Origin of the sequence: Brevundimonas intermedia (assembly GCF_027922165.1) — a bacterium.
GTDB classification, from domain to species: Bacteria; Pseudomonadota; Alphaproteobacteria; order Caulobacterales; family Caulobacteraceae; genus Brevundimonas; species Brevundimonas intermedia.
The window spans coordinates 38,229-55,366 of the sequence record NZ_BSFD01000011.1 but is presented as its reverse complement, the minus strand read 5'-3'; the positions used below and the strand labels follow the sequence as shown (position 1 = coordinate 55,366).

Annotated in this window: 21 protein-coding genes and 1 other RNA gene; 15 read left to right on the top strand and 7 right to left on the bottom strand. The window is 65.8% G+C overall.

All coding sequences use genetic code 11. The features are described 5' to 3' along the window. The first annotated feature begins 6 nt into the window (after window positions 1-6). Complete coding sequence (locus PKE72_RS13915) at window positions 7-327, top strand: YbjQ family protein (protein WP_159851431.1); 321 nt, start codon at window positions 7-9, stop codon at window positions 325-327. A 19-nt stretch (window positions 328-346) separates the two neighbouring features. On the opposite strand, the gene PKE72_RS13910 is transcribed toward PKE72_RS13915, so the two are convergent. Together PKE72_RS13910 and PKE72_RS13905 are read right to left on the bottom strand one after the other, a co-directional pair. Continuing rightward, on the bottom strand, window positions 347-1,444 hold the full coding sequence (locus tag PKE72_RS13910; protein ID WP_271165979.1) for an NADH:flavin oxidoreductase: 1,098 nt from the start codon (window positions 1,442-1,444) through the stop codon (window positions 347-349). A gap of 75 nt (window positions 1,445-1,519) precedes the next feature. Beyond that, window positions 1,520-2,596: an Mrp/NBP35 family ATP-binding protein gene (locus PKE72_RS13905; protein WP_271165978.1), complete on the bottom strand. Its 1,077-nt coding sequence runs from the start codon at window positions 2,594-2,596 to the stop codon at window positions 1,520-1,522. Between the two features lie 74 nt (window positions 2,597-2,670). On the opposite strand from PKE72_RS13905, the gene miaA reads away from it, so the two are divergent. The 4 genes from miaA (at window position 2,671) to PKE72_RS13885 (ending at window position 5,306) form a co-directional block, all read left to right on the top strand. Beyond that, window positions 2,671-3,543: a tRNA (adenosine(37)-N6)-dimethylallyltransferase MiaA gene (gene miaA / locus PKE72_RS13900; RefSeq protein ID WP_373878102.1), complete on the top strand. Its 873-nt coding sequence runs from the start codon at window positions 2,671-2,673 to the stop codon at window positions 3,541-3,543. A 10-nt stretch (window positions 3,544-3,553) separates the two neighbouring features. Continuing rightward, window positions 3,554-3,921, top strand: a transfer-messenger RNA (tmRNA) gene (gene ssrA, locus PKE72_RS13895). A 90-nt stretch (window positions 3,922-4,011) separates the two neighbouring features. Then, complete coding sequence (locus tag PKE72_RS13890; protein ID WP_271165977.1) at window positions 4,012-4,482, top strand: SspB family protein; 471 nt, start codon at window positions 4,012-4,014, stop codon at window positions 4,480-4,482. A gap of 62 nt (window positions 4,483-4,544) precedes the next feature. Beyond that, window positions 4,545-5,306: a C13 family peptidase gene (locus PKE72_RS13885; protein ID WP_271165976.1), complete on the top strand. Its 762-nt coding sequence runs from the start codon at window positions 4,545-4,547 to the stop codon at window positions 5,304-5,306. Here PKE72_RS13885 and PKE72_RS13880 read toward each other — a convergent pair. Next, entirely contained in the window at window positions 5,275-5,631 is a 357-nt protein-coding gene (locus PKE72_RS13880; RefSeq protein WP_271165975.1) for a RusA family crossover junction endodeoxyribonuclease, read from the bottom strand. The two genes, PKE72_RS13885 and PKE72_RS13880, sit on opposite strands and share 32 nt — an antisense overlap. A gap of 103 nt (window positions 5,632-5,734) precedes the next feature. On the opposite strand from PKE72_RS13880, the gene fumC reads away from it, so the two are divergent. The 4 genes from fumC to PKE72_RS13860 are packed head-to-tail and all read left to right on the top strand — an operon-like array spanning window position 5,735 to window position 8,852. After that, window positions 5,735-7,126, top strand: coding sequence for a class II fumarate hydratase (gene fumC / locus PKE72_RS13875; protein ID WP_271165974.1), 1,392 nt, complete (start codon window positions 5,735-5,737; stop codon window positions 7,124-7,126). A gap of 35 nt (window positions 7,127-7,161) precedes the next feature. Continuing rightward, window positions 7,162-7,404, top strand: a complete 243-nt coding sequence (locus PKE72_RS13870) for a type II toxin-antitoxin system CcdA family antitoxin (protein WP_271165973.1) — start codon at window positions 7,162-7,164, stop codon at window positions 7,402-7,404. Then, window positions 7,398-7,715 carry a CcdB family protein gene (locus PKE72_RS13865; protein WP_271165972.1) on the top strand — a complete coding sequence of 106 codons (318 nt, stop codon included), beginning with the start codon at window positions 7,398-7,400 and terminating at the stop codon, window positions 7,713-7,715. The genes PKE72_RS13870 and PKE72_RS13865 overlap by 7 nt, the downstream gene beginning before the upstream one ends. 57 nt (window positions 7,716-7,772) lie before the next feature. Then, entirely contained in the window at window positions 7,773-8,852 is a 1,080-nt protein-coding gene (locus PKE72_RS13860) for an alpha/beta hydrolase (RefSeq protein WP_271165971.1), read from the top strand. 4 nt (window positions 8,853-8,856) lie between these two features. Here the strand turns inward: PKE72_RS13860 and PKE72_RS13855 are convergent, their stop codons facing one another. Together PKE72_RS13855 and PKE72_RS13850 are read right to left on the bottom strand one after the other, a co-directional pair. Further along, window positions 8,857-9,243, bottom strand: coding sequence for a YccF domain-containing protein (locus tag PKE72_RS13855; protein WP_271165970.1), 387 nt, complete (start codon window positions 9,241-9,243; stop codon window positions 8,857-8,859). Window positions 9,244-9,332: 89 nt separating this feature from the next. Continuing rightward, a complete protein-coding gene (locus PKE72_RS13850; protein WP_271165969.1) occupies window positions 9,333-9,572 on the bottom strand; it encodes a DUF2171 domain-containing protein in 240 nt (79 codons plus the stop codon). Window positions 9,573-9,728: 156 nt separating this feature from the next. On the opposite strand from PKE72_RS13850, the gene PKE72_RS13845 reads away from it, so the two are divergent. After that, complete coding sequence (locus tag PKE72_RS13845; protein WP_271165968.1) at window positions 9,729-10,979, top strand: patatin-like phospholipase family protein; 1,251 nt, start codon at window positions 9,729-9,731, stop codon at window positions 10,977-10,979. Between the two features lie 2 nt (window positions 10,980-10,981). Beyond that, on the top strand, window positions 10,982-11,173 hold the full coding sequence (locus PKE72_RS13840; protein WP_271165967.1) for a DUF4169 family protein: 192 nt from the start codon (window positions 10,982-10,984) through the stop codon (window positions 11,171-11,173). A 2-nt stretch (window positions 11,174-11,175) separates the two neighbouring features. Here PKE72_RS13840 and PKE72_RS13835 read toward each other — a convergent pair whose 3' ends face one another. After that, the gene (locus tag PKE72_RS13835; RefSeq protein ID WP_271165966.1) at window positions 11,176-12,069 is read right to left on the bottom strand and encodes a DMT family transporter; all 894 of its coding nucleotides are present in this window, start codon (window positions 12,067-12,069) and stop codon (window positions 11,176-11,178) included. A gap of 148 nt (window positions 12,070-12,217) precedes the next feature. Between PKE72_RS13835 and PKE72_RS13830 the strand changes: the two genes are divergently transcribed. Both PKE72_RS13830 and PKE72_RS13825 read left to right on the top strand, forming a co-directional pair. Next, window positions 12,218-12,442, top strand: a complete 225-nt coding sequence (locus tag PKE72_RS13830; protein WP_271165965.1) for a ribbon-helix-helix domain-containing protein — start codon at window positions 12,218-12,220, stop codon at window positions 12,440-12,442. 25 nt (window positions 12,443-12,467) lie between these two features. Continuing rightward, the gene (locus PKE72_RS13825; RefSeq protein ID WP_271165964.1) at window positions 12,468-13,187 is read left to right on the top strand and encodes an SIMPL domain-containing protein; all 720 of its coding nucleotides are present in this window, start codon (window positions 12,468-12,470) and stop codon (window positions 13,185-13,187) included. On the opposite strand, the gene PKE72_RS13820 is transcribed toward PKE72_RS13825, so the two are convergent. Continuing rightward, window positions 13,168-13,392, bottom strand: a complete 225-nt coding sequence (locus PKE72_RS13820) for a hypothetical protein (RefSeq protein ID WP_271165963.1) — start codon at window positions 13,390-13,392, stop codon at window positions 13,168-13,170. The genes PKE72_RS13825 and PKE72_RS13820 overlap by 20 nt on opposite strands. Before the next feature lie 146 nt (window positions 13,393-13,538). Here PKE72_RS13820 and PKE72_RS13815 point away from each other — a divergent pair, with 146 nt between their 5' ends. Both PKE72_RS13815 and PKE72_RS13810 read left to right on the top strand, forming a co-directional pair. Then, window positions 13,539-15,896 carry an ATP-dependent helicase gene (locus PKE72_RS13815; protein WP_271165962.1) on the top strand — a complete coding sequence of 786 codons (2,358 nt, stop codon included), beginning with the start codon at window positions 13,539-13,541 and terminating at the stop codon, window positions 15,894-15,896. 95 nt (window positions 15,897-15,991) lie between these two features. Continuing rightward, window positions 15,992-17,083 (top strand): PLP-dependent cysteine synthase family protein, encoded by a 1,092-nt coding sequence (locus PKE72_RS13810; RefSeq protein WP_271165961.1) that lies wholly within the window; start codon window positions 15,992-15,994, stop codon window positions 17,081-17,083. The last annotated feature ends 55 nt before the right edge of the window (window positions 17,084-17,138 follow it).

Below are 17,138 nucleotides of genomic sequence, written 5' to 3'. Positions count from 1 at the left end.
AAGTCGATGTACGTCACGACCACCAACGACCTGCCCGGTTTCCGCGTCACCCGCCATATCGGCCTGGTGCGCGGCGTGACGGTGCGCTCGCGCAACGCCATCTCCGACGCCATCGGCGGGGTCCAGTCGATGCTGGGCGGCCGGGTCGGGGCCTATGTGAAGCTGGCCGAGGCCGGGCGTCAGGAAGCCTATGACGAACTGGTCAAACACGCCGAGGCCCACGGCGCCAACGCCATACTGGCCGTTCGCTACGACGCCACCGAGATCATGCCCGGCGTGACCGAGGTGCTGTGCTACGGCACGGGCGTGATCGTCGAGCCGGCCTGAACCGGCTCGACGTCTCAGGTCAGGACAGGGTCATCAGGTCTGCGCGTTCGAAGTTGCGCAGTTCGTCAGATCGGCCGTCGCGGATTTTCTGCACCCAATGCGGGTCGGCCAGTAGGGCGCGGCCGACCGCAACCAGATCGAACTCTTCATTCTCCAGTCTGCGCACTAGGCCGTCCAGCGAGGCGGGTTTGGAACCCTCGCCGCCGAAGGCCGCGATGAACTCGCCGTCCAGGCCGACCGAGCCGACAGTGATGGTCGGCTTGTTCATCAGTTTCTTGGTCCATCCGGCGAAATTCAGGTCCGAACCCTCAAACTCCGGCTCCCAGAAGCGGCGCTGCGAGCAGTGGAAGACATCCACCCCGGCGTCTGACAGCGGCGTCAGCCATTCGACCATCTGGTCGGGTGTTTCAGCGATGCGGGCCGCGAAATCCTGCTGCTTCCATTGCGACAGGCGCAGGATGACGGGGATGTCGTCGCCGACGCCTTCACGCACCGCCTTGATCACCTCGGCGCCGAACCGGGCGCGATCAGCGATGGTCGGGCCGCCCCAGCGATCCTCACGCACATTGACCCCGCCCCAGAAGAACTGGTCGATCAGATAGCCGTGGGCGCCGTGGATTTCGACGGCGTCGAAGCCCAGCTCCCGCGCCGCGCGCGCCGACCGCCCGAAGGCGGCGATCGTGTCGGCGACGTCTTCTTCGGACATCGGCTCATACTTGGCCTTGCCCGGCGCTGTCAGGCCCGAGGGGCTGTCGACCTTGCCCAGCGGCGCCCAGTCCTCGCCCTGGCCACGCGCGGAGCCGACATGCCAGATCTGAGGCGCGATCAGCCCACCGGCGGCGTGGACCTCGTCCACCACCGTCTTCCATTGCGGCAGAGCGTCGCCGTGGAAGACCGGGACATTGGCGTCGTTACGCGCGGCAGGCCGCTCCACCACCGTGCCCTCGGTGACGATCAGCCCCACGCCGCCTTCCGCCCTGCGACGATAATAGCCAGCGACGTCTGAGGTCGGGATTCCGTTGGGCGAGAAGGATCGCGTCATGGGCGCCATGACGATGCGATTGGGCAGGGTCAGCCCCTTGATGGTGAAGGGGCGAAACAGGGCGTCGACGCTCATCGGATCTCCTTGGGTATCGGTAAGACCCAAGGTGGCGAATAGAGTTGCGTTTGAAAACCCCCAGCCGTGAAGTTTCTACAGCCCCAGGGCGACCGCCACCTGATCGGCGATCGCGGCGAACCGGACGGCGATTTCGCCAGACGGATCGGCCGCCACCACCGGTAAGCCCGCATCGCCGCCTTCGCGCAGCGCGGCGTCCAACGGCAGGTCACCCAGGAAGGGAATGGACAGACGGTCCGCCTCCGTCTTGGCTCCGCCTTGTCCGAAAACCGGGCCGGTCATGTTCTCGATCAGGCCGAGGGTCGGCACATTGACCCGTTGGAACAGCGTATGCGCCCGCCGCGCATCCGCCAGTGCCACTTCCTGCGGCGTCGAGACGATGACGGCGCCGTCCAGCGGAGTTTTCTGGATCAGGGTCAGTTGCACGTCGCCGGTGCCGGGGGGCAGATCAACCACCAGCACGTCCAGCGGCGCCTCGGCCGTGCCCCACCGGGTTTGGGTCAACATCTGAGTAATGGCCTGCGACGCCATCGGCCCGCGCCAGATCATGGCGTCGTCCATCTTGGTCAGCAGGCCGACCGACATGGCCTTCATGTCATGGGCGACATGCGGAACAATAGCGCCGTCCTCATAGGCGGGCTGGCCGCTGATCCCCAGCATGGTCGGCAACGACGGGCCATAGACATCGGCGTCCAAGATCCCGACTGACAGGCCGCGCGCCGCCAGGGCTGCGGCCAGATTCACCGCCACCGTGGACTTGCCCACTCCGCCCTTGCCGCTGGCGACCGCCAGAACACGACGAACATGGGCCGGTCGGTCAGTGGCGACCGGCGCCTTGGCGCGTCCCTGATCGACCGCAGCCTTCGAAAGACCGGCGGTGCGCGCTGCCGGCTTGCTGAGCCCCGGTTTAGCCTCGGCCGTCAGGATCACCGACACCCGGTTCATACCGGGCAGGGCCTTCAGCGCCGCCTCGGCGGCGTCCCGGACCGGGGCATAGGTTGCGACCAGACTGCGATCGACCTCCAGCGCAAAACCGGCCCGGTCATCGGCGACCACCAACCCTTGAACGAGGCCGGAGGCGATCAGCCCCTGGCCGGAAACCGGGTCAGTGACGGCGTCTAGGGCGGCGATGACGGCGGAACGTTCGACCAAGACGGTCTCCACAAGACTTGCAGGCGATAAGGGGCGTGTTCTATCGCCCATGGATGCCGCCCGCGAGCCTCGATTTGTCCCAGCCGCCATTAGTCACCCTGATCGCCGGCCCCACCGCCTCGGGCAAGTCGGCCCTGGCGTTGAAGATGGCGCGCGAGACCGCGGCCGTGATCATCAACGCGGACAGCCAACAGCTTTACGCCGACCTCCGCATCCTGAGCGCCCGCCCGTCGCCAGAGGAGGAGGCGCAGGCCGACCACCGCCTGTACGGCGTCGCCGACGCGGCGGAGACCTGGTCTGTCGGCAAATGGAGCCGGGCCGCCCTGGATCTGTTGGACGCCGCGCACGCCGAAGGCCGGCCGGCGATTCTCGTCGGCGGCACCGGCCTGTATTTCAACGCTCTGACGCGTGGGCTGGCGGATATTCCCCCGGTCCCGCAGAGCGTCCGCGACGCGGCGGAGGCGGACTATGCCGCATGGGGCGAAGCCGGGTTCCGCGCCCGTCTGGCCGAACGCGACGCCGAGGCCGCCCGGACGATAGAACAAGGCGACCGCCAACGGCTGATCCGGGCCATGAGCGTCCATTCGGCCAGCGGGCGCGCCTTGAGCGACTGGAAGGCGGATACACGCCCGCTGCTTGCGCCTGGGTCGTGGACAGGGCTTGTCATCGAACCCGACCGTGGCGCCCTCTACGCCAACTGCGACCGGCGTGTGGATCTGATGATGGAGAACGGCGCGCTCGACGAGGTTCGCGCACTGATCGCGCGAGGCCTCTCCCCGGCTCTGCCCGCCATGAAGGCGGTCGGGGTGCGCGAACTGGCGGCCTATCTGGCCGGAGAGATCGGCGGGGATGAAGCAATCGATGCTTTGAAACAGGCGACCCGGAACTACGCCAAACGCCAACTGACCTGGTTCAGGAACCAGACCCCGGACTGGATGCGGGTCTGAAGCGCACGCGACGCTTGGAAAGCGTCCGCGCAACGCCTATATTAGCCTTGTCCGGTTTCGGCCGGACTATAGCGATAAACGCGCTTGTAATAAGCGGACCGGACCCGGGTGCGATTCCCGGCGGCTCCACCATTCTCTTCCCCGCGTTATCGGCGGAGGCGTCATGGGGCCGACTAGCATCGACGGACGTGTAAAGAGGATTGCTTTCGCTCGTCCTGGCCCACCGTATCGGGCCATTTTCTAACTGCGAACGATAACTTCGCTGGAGAAGTCGCTCTCGCCGCGTAATGCGGTTCGGGTGATTTCGAATCTTAAGTCCTAGGGGTTCAGATCCTTGGGCGGGGCCTGTCGGGAGCCTGGCAACAGAATCCCGGCGCTTAATCCGTCACATCCTGTGCGTTTACCTCATTCGCATCTTTCGCGCGCGCGCCTGCGCCGCTATCAGTCGCGCTCAATTGCGAGGTGACGATGACCGACCAGGCCCCTCCGGTCGACGAGATGCAGTACGAGCGGCTGGCGCATGAAGCGCTGCGCGGCGTGATCCGTTCTGCCCTCGATCATGTTCTGGCCGAAGGCCTGCCCGGCGCCCACCATTTCTACATCACCTTCAAGACCCGGGCCGCCGGCGTCAGCATTCCGCCGGACATGCTGGCCAAATACCCGGACGAGATGACGGTGGTGCTGCAACACCAGTATGAGGACCTGCAGGTCGAGGCTGATCGCTTCTCGGTCAAGCTGCGGTTCGGCGGCGTGCCGCGCACCCTGGCCATGCCCTATTCGGCCGTCACCCGCTTCTATGACCCCAGCGTCCAGTTCCTGCTGCAGTTCGACGAGCCCGAGATTGTCGAAGCGGTCGAAGAGACAACGCCGCCCGAGGATCCGACGCCCGGCTCGGACGGCCCTAAAGTCGTATCGCTGGACCAGTTCCGGAAGAAGTAGCCCTTCCCTCCTCGCAAGCTCGCGATAAGCTCCGCCAGCAGCCTAGGGCGGAAGGATATGCGATGTTTCGTTTCATAGCGGCGCTCTCGGTGCTGGGCCTTACGGTCCTGGGCTGCGCGGCTCATGCCCAAAGCCGTTTCGATGGCTGGGCCTCGGCGGTGATCGCCGCCGACTGGCGCGACAGTGACGGGCGTCCCATCGCCGCCTTCGACAACGCTCAGCGCGACCTGACGACCGGTTTCCAGCGCGCCGGCTTCGACCCTGACGCCATGATCAGCGTCAGCCTGCGACCCGATGTCCCCAACCCCGTCGAGGCGGAAGACAGCCTGCGTCGTTTCGCCGAGGCGGCGCAACGGGCGCGCCGCGGCTGCCTGTTCTACGTCACCTCGCACGGCTCCCCCGAAGGCCTGGTCTTCGGTCCAGAGGCCACCCTGGAGCCGGAACGCCTGATTCCGGTTCTGCGCAGGATCTGCGGCGACCGCCCGACGGTGGTCGTGCTGTCAGCCTGCTTCTCCGGAATCTTCGTCGATGGATTGAAGGCGCCCAATCGCATGGTGATGACCGCCGCCCGCCGCGACCGGTCTTCGTTCGGCTGCGCTGCCGATGCGACCTATCCCTATTTCGATGAATGCGTGCTGGAGAGCCTGAAGACTGCGCCGGACTTCATCGCCCTGTCCCGCGCCACAACCGGCTGCGTCGCCGCCCGCGAACAGGCCGAGGGCCTGACGCCCGCGTCCGAGCCCCAGACCGCGATCGGGGCCACTATGCAACTATTGCTGCCGACCCTGAGGTTCAGGCCTTCCGGGGATAGGATCGGATCGTGATCCGCTCCCGCTCGCCTTCATGGCGCTCAACCAGCAGGCGGGCGACCTGGCTGTCGTCGTGGAACAGATAGCCCTTGATGGAATCCAGCAGCGCCTTGGCCAGGTTGTCGAGGTCCATCCAGGGCGGCTCGCCGACATGCTCCATGCGGATTTCAACGACATGATCGCCCCAGGACGGCCGTGACGCCCATTCCTTGCGCATGAACTCATAGACCAGCGGCTTGTAGTATTTGGCCTGAGTAGTCAGGCCCTCAATGACGATCTCGACCGCCTGCCCGTCCTCGCGCGCCCGGACCTTGCCGGTTCCGATCCAACCGGCCGTCATGGGTTCGCCTTTGGTCGGAGGATGTCCGCGCTCTTCTTGCCCTGCATGACTGCCGTGCTACACCCCCGCGCAAACAATCGCCACGCCTGAGAGCGAGTCCCCAATGAGCAACGTCCGCATCGAAACCGACACCTTCGGCCCCATCGAGGTCGCCGCTGATCGCTACTGGGGCGCCCAGGCGCAGCGGTCGCTGGGGAACTTCAAGATCGGCTGGGAAAAGCAGCCCCTGCCGGTCGTCCGCGCCCTGGGGATCGTCAAGCGGGCGGCCGCCGAAACCAACCGCGACCTGGGCAAGCTGGATCCGGCCCTGGCTGACGCCATCATCAAGGCGGCCAATGAAGTCATCGAAGGCAAGCTGAACGACCACTTCCCCCTGGTCGTCTGGCAGACGGGTTCGGGCACCCAGTCGAACATGAACGCCAACGAGGTGATCTCGAACCGCGCCATCGAAATCCTGGGCGGCGAAATGGGCTCCAAGAAGCCGGTCCACCCCAACGACCACGTCAACATGAGCCAGTCGTCGAACGACACATATCCGACGGCCATGCACGTGGCCTGCGCGGAACAGGTGGTCAACGACCTGATCCCGGCCCTGAAGCATCTGCACGCTGCGCTGGACGCCAAGGCCAAGGCCTGGGCCCACATCATCAAGATCGGCCGCACCCACACCCAGGACGCCACCCCCCTGACCCTGGGCCAGGAGTTCGGCGGCTATGCGCAACAGGTCGCCAACGGCATCGAGCGGATCGAACAGACCCTGCCCAAACTGATGGAACTGGCTCAGGGCGGCACCGCTGTGGGCACCGGCCTGAACGCCCCGATCGGTTTCGCCGAAAAGGTCGCGGCCCAGATCGCCGAAATCACCGGCCTGGCCTTCACCACGGCGCCGAACAAGTTCGAGGCCCTGGCCGCCCACGACGCCATGGTCTTCAGCCACGGCGCGATCAATACGGTCGCCGCCTCGCTGTTCAAGATCGCCAACGACATCCGCTTTCTGGGCTCCGGCCCGCGTTCGGGACTGGGCGAACTGGCCCTGCCGGAGAACGAGCCCGGCTCGTCGATCATGCCGGGCAAGGTCAACCCCACCCAGTGCGAAGCCCTGACCCAGGTCTGCGTCCAGGTGTTCGGCAACAACGCCGCCCTGACCTTCGCCGGCTCGCAGGGGCATTTCGAGCTGAACGTCTACAACCCGGTCATGGCCTACAACTTCCTGCAGTCGGTCCGTCTGGTCGCCGATGCGGCCATCAGCTTCACCGACAACTGCGTCGTCGGCATCGAGGCCCGCGAGGACAATATCGCCCGCGGTCTGAATAACTCGCTGATGCTGGTCACGGCCCTGAACGGCAAGCTGGGCTATGACATCTGCGCCAAGATCGCCAAGACCGCGCACAAGAACGGCACCACCCTGCGCGACGAAGCCGTCGGCGGCGGCTATCTGACCGACGCCGAATTCGACGAGGCGGTGCGTCCCGAGAAGATGATCTCGCCGGGCTGATTGGCGCCTCACGGGTTCCGGGTTAGGCTTCGCCCATGGGCAAGGTCGAACTGAACATCGGGATCGATCCGGAATTGCTGGAACAGGCGGCGCGTCTCGGCGTCGCCGTTTCAGGGCTGAGCGAAAGCCAGTTGCGCCTGCATCTGCAGAAGGTCGATCCCGCCGGCGCCGAGGCGCGCGCCGACCGCTGGGCCAAAGAGAACGCCGAAGCGATCAAGGCCTATAACGACCGCATCGAAAAGGACGGCTGTTTCGGCGAAGAGTGGCGCACTTGGTAATTCGCCAGTTCGACGTTTTCCGGAATCCAACCGCGTCGCTCAGGCACCGAACACCCTTCATCATTTTGATCCAGTCTCACCATCTGCCCGGCATCGACAGCCAGATTGTGGCTCCATTGCACACGGCCGCCACAACCGAGCGACTGGCCGGTCTGTCGATACCGTTGCAGATCGATGATGTGGACGTCGTCATGGTGATCAGCGAACTTGCCTCTCTACCCTCTGACCGGCTGCGTCAGAAAGTCGGCTCTCTCATCTCCCATGAGGACGAGATTCGTCGCGCCCTGGATCGCCTGTTCACCGGTTTCTGATCACGGACGCCCTGAAAGCACGCTACGGTTGCCGCAACTTAAACGCCGGGAACCGCCATGGCCGACGTCCGGGTATTCTTCGCCACCAACCGCAACTACCAGCCCGCGAACAAGCGGCAGGTGTTCGGTCGCACCTTCAACCCCGACGGCGTGGCCGCCTTGCGGTTCGGCTATGCTGATTTCAAGTCCGATCCCGAGCGACCGGCGCTTCAGGATCTGCACGTCTATCCCGACATCCTGAACCAGGCCGACGTGACCAAGACCGGCGGCGGCCAGTTCATGGAGGACCTGCGCGCCGCCATGGCGGACGGGCGGCGGTGCGACACCCTGGTCTTCATCCACGGATTCAACGTCAGTTTCACCGGCGCGCTGCAGACTGCGGCCCTGCTGGCCCAGGGACTGAATGTCGGCGGGCATCCGCTGAATATCGTCGTATTCAGCTGGCCTTCGGACGGTTCGGCCGTACCCTGGATGTCCTATTACAGCGACCGGGAGGATGCGCGGGCGTCGGGACCGTCGGTCGCGCGGGCCTTCCTGAAGTTCAGAGATTTTGTCATAGCGCTGAACGAAGCCGACTACTGCCAGCGACGGGTGCATCTGCTGACCCATAGCATGGGCGCCTATGTGCTGCGCCAGGCCTTGCAGGCCCTGATCGCCAAGGATCGGGACGGCCTGACCCGGCTGTTCGATCAAATCCTGCTGGCCGCGCCGGACGAGGACGACGACGCCTTCGAGCACGACACGAAGCTAAGGCTCCTGCCCCGCATAGGCCGACAGGTGACCGTCTATTATAATCCCAATGACAAGGGGCTGACCGTCTCGGACAAGACCAAGGCCAATCCGGATCGCCTGGGCTCGGACGGGCCGCGCCTGGTGGACCTGATGCCCAAGAAAGTGGCGCTGGTCGACTGCCGTGTGGTCGCCGGCGCGGCCGATCCGTTCGTCGAGCACAGCTATTATGTGCGCAGCCAGGCGATGAGCGACGACATCTCGGCGGTGCTGGCGGACACGCCGCTGGAGACCCTTCCCAACCGGGTCTTCGTCGAACGTCAGCGATCCTGGCGGATCGTCGCCGAAACCGGCGTGAAACCGGCCCGACCACCCGATCCGACCAGGCCAGACGCGCCTCCGACCTGAAGACCTAGGGTTTGTCGCGGATCGTCCGTCCCACCGGCGCCAGAGCCAGCTTGGCCAGTTCCAAATCCTTCAGAGCGAAGGGAATGCCGATGATGGAGATGAACTCGGCCACCGCGATCACCAGGTGAGACAGGGCGATGTACCAGCCGGCGACCACGAACCAGACCACGTTCAGCACCAGCCCCAGGCACCCCGCCACCGGGTGGGCGTCCTGCCAGACGATCTCCCGCCCGAACGGCCAGAAGGAATAGCTGGCGATCCTCCAGGCCGCGAAGGTCCAAGGAAGCCCGACAATCGTCAGGGCCAGAATCGCGCCGCCCAGCAGCCACAGCAGGCCGGACAGCCAGCCGCCGAAGATGAACCAGAGAATATTCAGGATCAGGCGGATCATCGCGTCCCTCCGATAACAATGTCCTCCAGATAGAACGAAGGCCCCGCCGGTGACAGCGGGGCCTCCATTAATTCGCCGAAACCTGCGGGCTAGTGGGGCTTCTCTGTCCAACGCGCCTTGGCGTCGTCCTTCGTCAGATTCAGATGGACATGTTTGTCGTCCACCCGTTCTACCCAGCTGACCGGGATCATGTGGTGCTTGAAGCCGCCCGCGAAATCGAGCTTGGCCAGCTCGATCTGATCCCCGAGCACATGGTCCACGCGACCGACGTGACCGCCGTCCGATCCGACGACTTCGAGATGTTCCTTGATGAGCGTTGCGTCGACCATGGTCACTGTCCTTGGGTTTGGTTGTTCTGCCGGATCAAACGTTCGTCGGGTCGCAGGGTTTCAAACCGCAGCGCTTGGCGCTGTCGTCGTCCGGTGATGACAGACCCTTCCCGCCGACGGTATGAGTACAGTCAAGGCTAGTGGAGAAGGCATCGGATGAGACGGATCTATTCCAGCCTGCTGGCCTTCGTCATGGCGGTCGCGGTGGCGTCCTGCGGCACCCTGGATCGTCCTGTCGGTCCCTTGCGCCTCGCCGACGGCGCCCTTACGCCGGCGCAGGATCCCCGCATCCGCGCCAATGACGCCGCCCGGCTGGAAGCCTTCACCGAGGAGGTGGGCGCTCGCCTGTCCAACGATCGGCCCTTCTCGATCCTGGCCTTGTCCGGAGGGGGAGCGAACGGGGCCTATGGCGCAGGCGTTCTCGTCGGCTGGACCGAACGCGGCGACCGTCCGGTGTTCGACATCGTCACGGGCGTCAGCACGGGAGCGCTCGCCGCCCCCTTTGCCTTCGCCGGGTCCCAATGGGACTCGCAACTCGGTCATGCCTATACCGACGGCGGAGCCAGCAGTCTGCTCAGTTGGCGAAGCCTGGCGATCTTCCTCTACCCCAGCCTGTTCAGCGCCGGCGCCCTGCGCGATCTGGTGGACGACAACGTCACGCCAGACCTGTTGGCGGCCATCGCCCGCGAACACGCCAAGGGCCGCCGCCTTCTGGTCGCCACTACCAATCTGGATAGCGAAGAGACAGTCATCTGGGACATGGGCCTTCTGGCCAGCCAGAACGACGACAATTCGCGCGCCCTGTTCAAGGAGGTGCTGGTCGCCTCGGCCAGCATACCCGGCGTCTTTCCGCCGGTGCTGATCGCCGGCCTTCAGCCCGACCGTACTGTGGTGATGGAGATGCACGCCGACGGCGGTGTCAACACGCCCTTTCTGGCCATTCCCGAAAACCTGTCGCTCTGGACACGAGGTGCGGACCAGCCGGGCGGCGGCGCCCTCTATGTCGTGGTCAACGGCCAGGTTGGCCGTAATGACGGGGTCACGCCCGGACGGCTGACCGCCATCCTGATGCGCAGCTACGACAGTATGAGCAAGGCCTCGCTGCGCGCCCATCTGGCGACGACGGCGGCCTTCGCCCAGCGCAACGGCATGAGCCTGTCGCTGGCCGCCATCCCCGATAACATTGAGGCCTCGAGCCTGAAATTCGACCAGAAGACCATGACCGCCCTGTTCAACCTCGGCCGCGAACGTGGGCGGTCCGCCGACGGCTGGACCAGACTGGACCAGACCGCGTCTGCGCCGGCCTTCATTCCTCCGTCCACCTTGCCGGCCGACCAGGTTCCCGAGGCCCTCAAACCCAAGGCGCCCGCGACGGCCGCAGCGACGACGCCGGGGCCTCAGGACTAACCATGGCGGAGATCATCAATCTGAGCCGGGCGCGCAAGGTCCGCGCCAAGGCCGAAGACAAGGCCCGAGCCGCGGTGAACCGCGTCGCCTACGGCCGCACCAAGGGGGAGAAGAAGGCCGCTCAAACCGAGCAGACGCGGGCGACCCGCCTGCTGGACGGCCAGAAGTTGGACGGCGACAAGCCGACGGATTGAAATCAGGCCGGCTTCGGCGCCCGGATCAGCAAAACCTGCCCCGCCAGCACCAGGGCCAGTCCGATCAACATGGTCATCCCCACATGGGCGCCCTCGAACAGCACAGACATGATGACGGCGATCGGCGGCGTCAGGGCGGAGATATAGCTGGCCAGGGCGAAGCCCCGCTGCCGCGCAAGGGTGAAATACAGGCCGAAGGCGATGACCGACCCGAACAGCGACAGGTGCAGCAGCGACAGGACATAGGCCGAGGTCGGCTCGATCCGCCATTGGACGCCCGTCGCAAATCCATAGATCGCCAGCATGGTCGTGCCATAGGCCATGGCCCAGGCGGTCGCCGCCATCACCGGCGCCCCGGCCTGTTGTCCCCGCCAAGCGAACCAGTTGCCGAAGGCCGAGGCGACGACGGCGATCAGGGCAAAGACAATGCCCAGCGCCGGCGCGGACCCGGCTGATACGCCCGCGCCAGACAACTGCCCGAACGAAAGGACAGCCACCCCCAAAATTCCAAGGATCGCGCCCTGCCAGGCGCCGACGGCCGCCTTCTGCCCTTCCAGAAGGCGAAACAGCACCAGGTTGACGAAGGCCAAGGCGGCGAAAATCACGGCGACGACCGCAGACGCGACCCGCTCTTCCGCCGCATAAACAAAGCCATAGCTAACGGCGAAGACGAAGGCGCCCTGCCCCACGGCCGCCAGATGCTGGGCGCGCGTCAGCCGCAGCGGCCGACGCGTCACGGCGCAGAAGCCAAACAGTACAATAGCCGCCAGCCCAAACCTCCAGACGATGGACACGATCGGATCCACCACGCCCAGTTGCAGGGTGATGGCGAACCAAGTCGTGCCCCAGATCAGGGCGCAGGTCAGGATGGCGAAAATTGTAAGGGGGCGACTCATGCAAGGCTCCTTAGGCGAGGACCGCTTACCACTGCGCCCCCACAAGCGCCGCTCACGTCTTGCGCCCGAGTGTGACAAACTGCGCCGTATAGGAGAACGCCATGCGCAGCCGCTTCATGATCCCCGCGCGCCGACGGAACACCGCGAAATGAGCGGCCTGACCAAACGGTCGGTCGTGCTGGCCGGTCACGCCACATCTGTGGCGCTGGAGCCCGAATTCTGGGCCGTTCTGGACCGCATCGCTGCGGCGCGCAGCTTCAGCAAGGCTCAGCTTCTGGCCGATATCGACGCGAACCGTGGCCGCCGCCCGCTCGCCTCGGCCTGCCGCCTGCTGGCCCTGTCGTGGGTGGCGGAACACGGACCGGCAGCGTAACATGGGTCGATAAATGGAGCCCTTGATGGACACCCCACGTCTGATTCCCGCCGCAGCCTTCGGGGGCTTGTTGGCCGTCGGCCTGATCGGAGCCGGCGCCCTGATCGGCCAGGGCGTGATCCATGCCCGCGCCGGCGATCGCACCGTAACCGTTCGCGGCCTGTCGGAACGCGAGGTAAAGGCCGATCTGGCGGTTCTGCCGCTGCGGTTCACCGCGTCGGGCGATGTCCTGTCCGAAGTCCAGGCCCGGATCGACGGCGATCTGGCCCTGGTCCGTCAGTTCCTGAAGTCTCAGGGCTATCCCGCCGACGCCGTCGACCTGGGCCGGCTTGAGGTCGCCGACACCCGCTCGCGTGAATATGGCGTCCAGAACGGCGGCCCCCGCTTCATTCTGGCCCAGACCGTCATCGTCCGCACCGGCGACGTCGCCCGTGTCCAGGCCACCACCCGCGCCCTGAACGACCTGGTGCGCCAGGGCGTAGTGCTGCAGGACTTCCAGGGGCCGTCCTACATCTTCACCAAGCTGAACGCCGTGCGGCCCCAGATGATCGCCGAGGGCACGGCGGCGGCGCGCACCGGCGCCGAACAGTTCGCCAAGGACTCCGGCACGCCCCTGGGTCCGATCCGTCAGGCCACCCAGGGCTCGTTCGAAATCCTGCCGCGCGACGGTTCGGGCGGCGACGAATCCGGTTCCATCGACAAGAAGGTCCGGGTCGTGACCACCATCACCTATAGCCTGAAATAGGTGGACCGGAGTCAGGCGTCTCCGCCTGATCAGCCTGGGCCATGGGGCGGCCGATCTGTTGAACCTCATCGAGCTTGGGGTCGCCGCCCTTCTCAAACAGGGCGATCCAAACGGCGATGACGACGAACATCCCGACCATGCCCAGGGCGAAGGCGCGCCAGCCGCCTCTGTCTCGTCCGGGTCCTGGGTTCGGGGGCTGCTTCATCCTCTGCGCCTTTCGTTGCATCGCACAAGGAACAGGTCGTCGATCAAGGCGGTTCCGCACTTCATTTGCACGGCGGCCCTGACATCGCCGTCCGGTCCCCTTATGTTCCCCTATTCGAATCTGACCGCCCGGACCTTTTCCCGCCTGTGACCGACCTTCCCGCCCCCCGTATTTCAGACCTGGCCCGGGCGCGCGCGCCGCAGGCGGAAGAGGCGCGTGACTATCTGGCGGGCCTGAACCCCGAACAGCGCGAGGCGGTCGAGACGACCGAGGGACCGGTCCTGGTCTTGGCCGGCGCCGGCACCGGCAAGACGCGGGTCCTGACCACCCGTCTGGCGCACATCCTGGCGACCGGCCGGGCCAAGCCGTGGGAGCTTCTGGCCGTCACCTTCACCAACAAGGCCGCCCGCGAGATGCGCGAGCGGATCACCCATCTGATCGGCCCCTCGGCGGAAGGGCTCCGCTGGCTGGGCACCTTCCACTCCATTGCCGCCCAGATCCTGCGCCGTCACGCCGAACTGGTCGGGCTGAAGTCCAGCTTCACCATCCTGGACACCGACGACCAGGAACGGGTGCTGAAACAGCTGCTGGAAGCCGCCAATATCGACACCAAACGCTGGACGCCCAAGTCGCTGTCCGGCCTGATCGACCATTGGAAGAACCGCGGCTGGACGCCCGAGAAACTGCCCCCCGGCGAGGACTTCGCCAACGGCAAGGGCCAGGGCCTGTACGCCGCCTATCAGGCGCGGCTACGCGGCCTGAACGCCTGCGACTTCGGCGATCTGCTGCTGCACAACATCACCATCCTGTCGAAACACGCTGATCTAGCGGACGAATATCGCCGCCGCTTCCGCTACATCCTGGTGGACGAGTATCAGGACACCAATGTCGCCCAATATCTGTGGCTGCGGCTGCTGACGGCCTCGACCGGCAATGTCTGCTGCGTCGGCGACGACGATCAGTCGATCTATGGCTGGCGCGGGGCCGAGGTGGACAACATCCTGCGCTTCGAGCGCGACTTCCCCGGCGCCAAGATCGTCAAGCTGGAGCGCAACTATCGCTCGACCAGCCATATCCTCGGCGCGGCCTCGGGCCTGATCGCCGCCAATCGCGACCGGCTGGGCAAGACCCTGTGGACCGAGGACGACAGCGGCGACAAGGTGCGGGTGCGCGGCGTCTGGGACGGCGAGGCCGAGGCCCGGCTGATCGGCGACGAGATCGAGACTGCGCGCCACCCCCATGCCGGCGAACCGGGTCTGAAATACAAGGACATGGCCATCCTGGTCCGCGCCTCGTTCCAGATGCGGGCCTTCGAGGAACGGCTGGTCATGCTGGCTGTCCCCTACGAGGTCATCGGCGGGCCGCGCTTCTTCGAGCGGGCCGAGATCCGTGACGCCCACGCCTATCTGCGGCTGATCCTGTCCGAGGACGACGATCTCGCCTTCGAGCGGATCGTCAATGTGCCCAAGCGCGGCATCGGCGACACCAGCGTTCAGAAGGTCCTGCAGATCGCCCGCCAGCACGATTTGTCGGCCCTGACCGCCGTGCGCGGCCTGATCAACACCGACGAGCTTCAGGCCCGCACCCGAACCGCCCTGTCCAACTTCGTGCGCGACCTCGACCGCTGGCGCGCCCTGTCCGAGACCACGCCACACTGGCAGGTGATGGAGACGGTGCTGGAGGAAAGCGGCTACACCGACATGCAGAAGGCCGACCGCACCAGCGGCCAGACCCGGCTCGATAACCTGAAAGAACTGACCCAGTCGATGCAGCAGTTCGAGACGCTGCAGGCCTATCTGGAGCACGTCTCCCTGGTCATGGACCTTGAGCGCGCCAACAGCGACGATCCGAACGGCGACGGGGCGGTCCAGATCATGACCCTTCACGGCGCCAAGGGGCTGGAGTTCCCCCTGGTCTTCCTGCCCGGCTGGGAGGAAGGCGTCTTCCCCAGCCAGCGCAGCATCGACGAAAAGGGCGAAAAGGGCCTCGAGGAGGAACGCCGCCTGGCCTATGTCGGCGTCACCCGCGCCAAACAGGACGCCCGCATCTCCTTCGCCGCCAACCGTCTCGTCTATGGCCGCTGGACCTCTCAGTTGCCCAGCCGCTTCGTCGACGAACTGCCCATCGCCCACGTCGATCCCCAGTCCGACACCGGCTACTACGGCGCCTCCGCCGGCATGAAGGAGGCCAAGAGCCGCTGGGACGACGCGCCCTCCTTCGGCAGCGGCTATTCCTCCCCCGGCTGGAAACGCGCCCAGTCCTTCACCGCCGCCCAGACCCCGAACAAAATCACCGCCCGCAAGGCCGTGATCGAAGGCGACGGCCGCCTGATCGCCACCGCCGATCCCAAGTCCGGCTCCGGCTGGAAAAAGGGCGAGCGCGTCTTCCACCAGAAGTTCGGCTACGGCCACGTCCGCGTCATCGAGGGCAACAAGCTGCTGGTCGATTTCGAAAAGGCCGGCGAAAAGCGGGTGATCGACAGCTTCGTGGAGAAGGCGGGGTAAACGGGTCGAGGCCCAGGCGAGGAACATTCTCTGCCTTTGCCGCCGGCCAAGCTTTGGCCTAAGCCATCGCCTTCCCGTCTACGACCGAGTCCGCCATGTCCGCCCCTGCCCGTCCCACCGTCGATCGCGCCTGGCTGAGCTGGGCCATGCGGCGGATCGAGGCGGACTACAACCGCTCGGCCGACACCCATCTGATCCCGGTGGACATGCCGGCCCTGTCGGACATCGCCCTGTATCTGAAGGACGAATCCAGCCACCCGACCGGTAGCCTGAAGCACCGGCTGGCGCGGTCGCTGTTCCTCTATGCCCTCAGCAACGGCTGGATCGGCGAGGGCATGACCATTGTCGAGGCCTCCAGCGGCTCGACCGCCGTGTCCGAAGCCTATTTCGCTCGGATGCTCAACCTGCCCTTTATCGCCGTGGTTCCGCGCTCCACCGCACAAGAGAAGATCGCCGCCATCGAATTCTATGGCGGACGCTGCCATTTCGTGGACGTCCCGGGCCAGGCCTATTCGGAAAGCCAGCGGCTCGCCGACGAACTGGGCGGCCACTACATGGACCAGTTCACCTATGCCGAGCGGGCGACGGACTGGCGCGGCAACAACAATATCGCCGAGTCCATCTTCGCCCAGATGCGACGCGAGCCCTGCCCCGTGCCCCGCTGGATCGTGTGCGGCGCGGGCACCGGCGGCACCTCGGCGACGATAGGCCGGTTCGCCCGCTTCAATCGCCACGACACCCGAATCTGCGTCGCCGACCCGGAAGCCTCGGTCTTTCACCGTCACTGGGCCGATGCGACGGTCCAGACCAGCGCCGATCGTCCGTCCTTGATCGAGGGCATCGGTCGCGCGCGGGTCGAACCCTCCTTCGTCCCCAACGTCGTGGATCGGATGATCGTCGTGCCCGACGTCGCCTCCATCGCCGCCACCCGCGTGCTCAGCCGGCGTCTGGGCCGCCCCTGCGGCGGATCGACCGGCACCAACCTGTGGGCCTGCGTTCAGTTGGCCCAGGAAATGGCGAACGCGGGCGAGTGCGGCTCGATCGTGTCCATTCTGTGCGACCACGGAGACCGCTACGCCTCGACCTATTTCGACGACGCCTGGATCGCCGCCCAGGGCCTGGACACCGCCCCTTGGGAAGCCCGCCTGGACGCCTTCTTCGAAACGGGCGTCCTGCCGGAGGCCTGAACCGCCTGTTCCGTGGAGGCGGACGAGGCTAAGAAGGCCGGAGCGATCGAAAACG

Bases quoted from the DNA above. Each gene is read 5' to 3' on its own strand.
- PKE72_RS13820 (WP_271165963.1), bottom strand. From the start codon at position 13,392: ATGAAGCAGCCCCCGAACCCAGGACCCGGACGAGACAGAGGCGGCTGG.
- PKE72_RS13830 (WP_271165965.1), top strand. From the start codon at position 12,218: ATGAGCGGCCTGACCAAACGGTCGGTCGTGCTGGCCGGTCACGCCACA.
- PKE72_RS13880 (WP_271165975.1), bottom strand. From the start codon at position 5,631: ATGACGGCCGGTTGGATCGGAACCGGCAAGGTCCGGGCGCGCGAGGAC.
- PKE72_RS13870 (WP_271165973.1), top strand. From the start codon at position 7,162: ATGGGCAAGGTCGAACTGAACATCGGGATCGATCCGGAATTGCTGGAA.
- PKE72_RS13840 (WP_271165967.1), top strand. From the start codon at position 10,982: ATGGCGGAGATCATCAATCTGAGCCGGGCGCGCAAGGTCCGCGCCAAG.
- PKE72_RS13845 (WP_271165968.1), top strand. From the start codon at position 9,729: ATGAGACGGATCTATTCCAGCCTGCTGGCCTTCGTCATGGCGGTCGCG.
- fumC (WP_271165974.1), top strand. From the start codon at position 5,735: ATGAGCAACGTCCGCATCGAAACCGACACCTTCGGCCCCATCGAGGTC.
- PKE72_RS13860 (WP_271165971.1), top strand. From the start codon at position 7,773: ATGGCCGACGTCCGGGTATTCTTCGCCACCAACCGCAACTACCAGCCC.
- PKE72_RS13910 (WP_271165979.1), bottom strand. From the start codon at position 1,444: ATGAGCGTCGACGCCCTGTTTCGCCCCTTCACCATCAAGGGGCTGACC.
- PKE72_RS13835 (WP_271165966.1), bottom strand. From the start codon at position 12,069: ATGAGTCGCCCCCTTACAATTTTCGCCATCCTGACCTGCGCCCTGATC.
- PKE72_RS13850 (WP_271165969.1), bottom strand. From the start codon at position 9,572: ATGGTCGACGCAACGCTCATCAAGGAACATCTCGAAGTCGTCGGATCG.
- PKE72_RS13825 (WP_271165964.1), top strand. From the start codon at position 12,468: ATGGACACCCCACGTCTGATTCCCGCCGCAGCCTTCGGGGGCTTGTTG.
- PKE72_RS13890 (WP_271165977.1), top strand. From the start codon at position 4,012: ATGACCGACCAGGCCCCTCCGGTCGACGAGATGCAGTACGAGCGGCTG.
- PKE72_RS13810 (WP_271165961.1), top strand. From the start codon at position 15,992: ATGTCCGCCCCTGCCCGTCCCACCGTCGATCGCGCCTGGCTGAGCTGG.
- PKE72_RS13885 (WP_271165976.1), top strand. From the start codon at position 4,545: ATGTTTCGTTTCATAGCGGCGCTCTCGGTGCTGGGCCTTACGGTCCTG.
- PKE72_RS13855 (WP_271165970.1), bottom strand. From the start codon at position 9,243: ATGATCCGCCTGATCCTGAATATTCTCTGGTTCATCTTCGGCGGCTGG.
- PKE72_RS13915 (WP_159851431.1), top strand. From the start codon at position 7: ATGTACGTCACGACCACCAACGACCTGCCCGGTTTCCGCGTCACCCGC.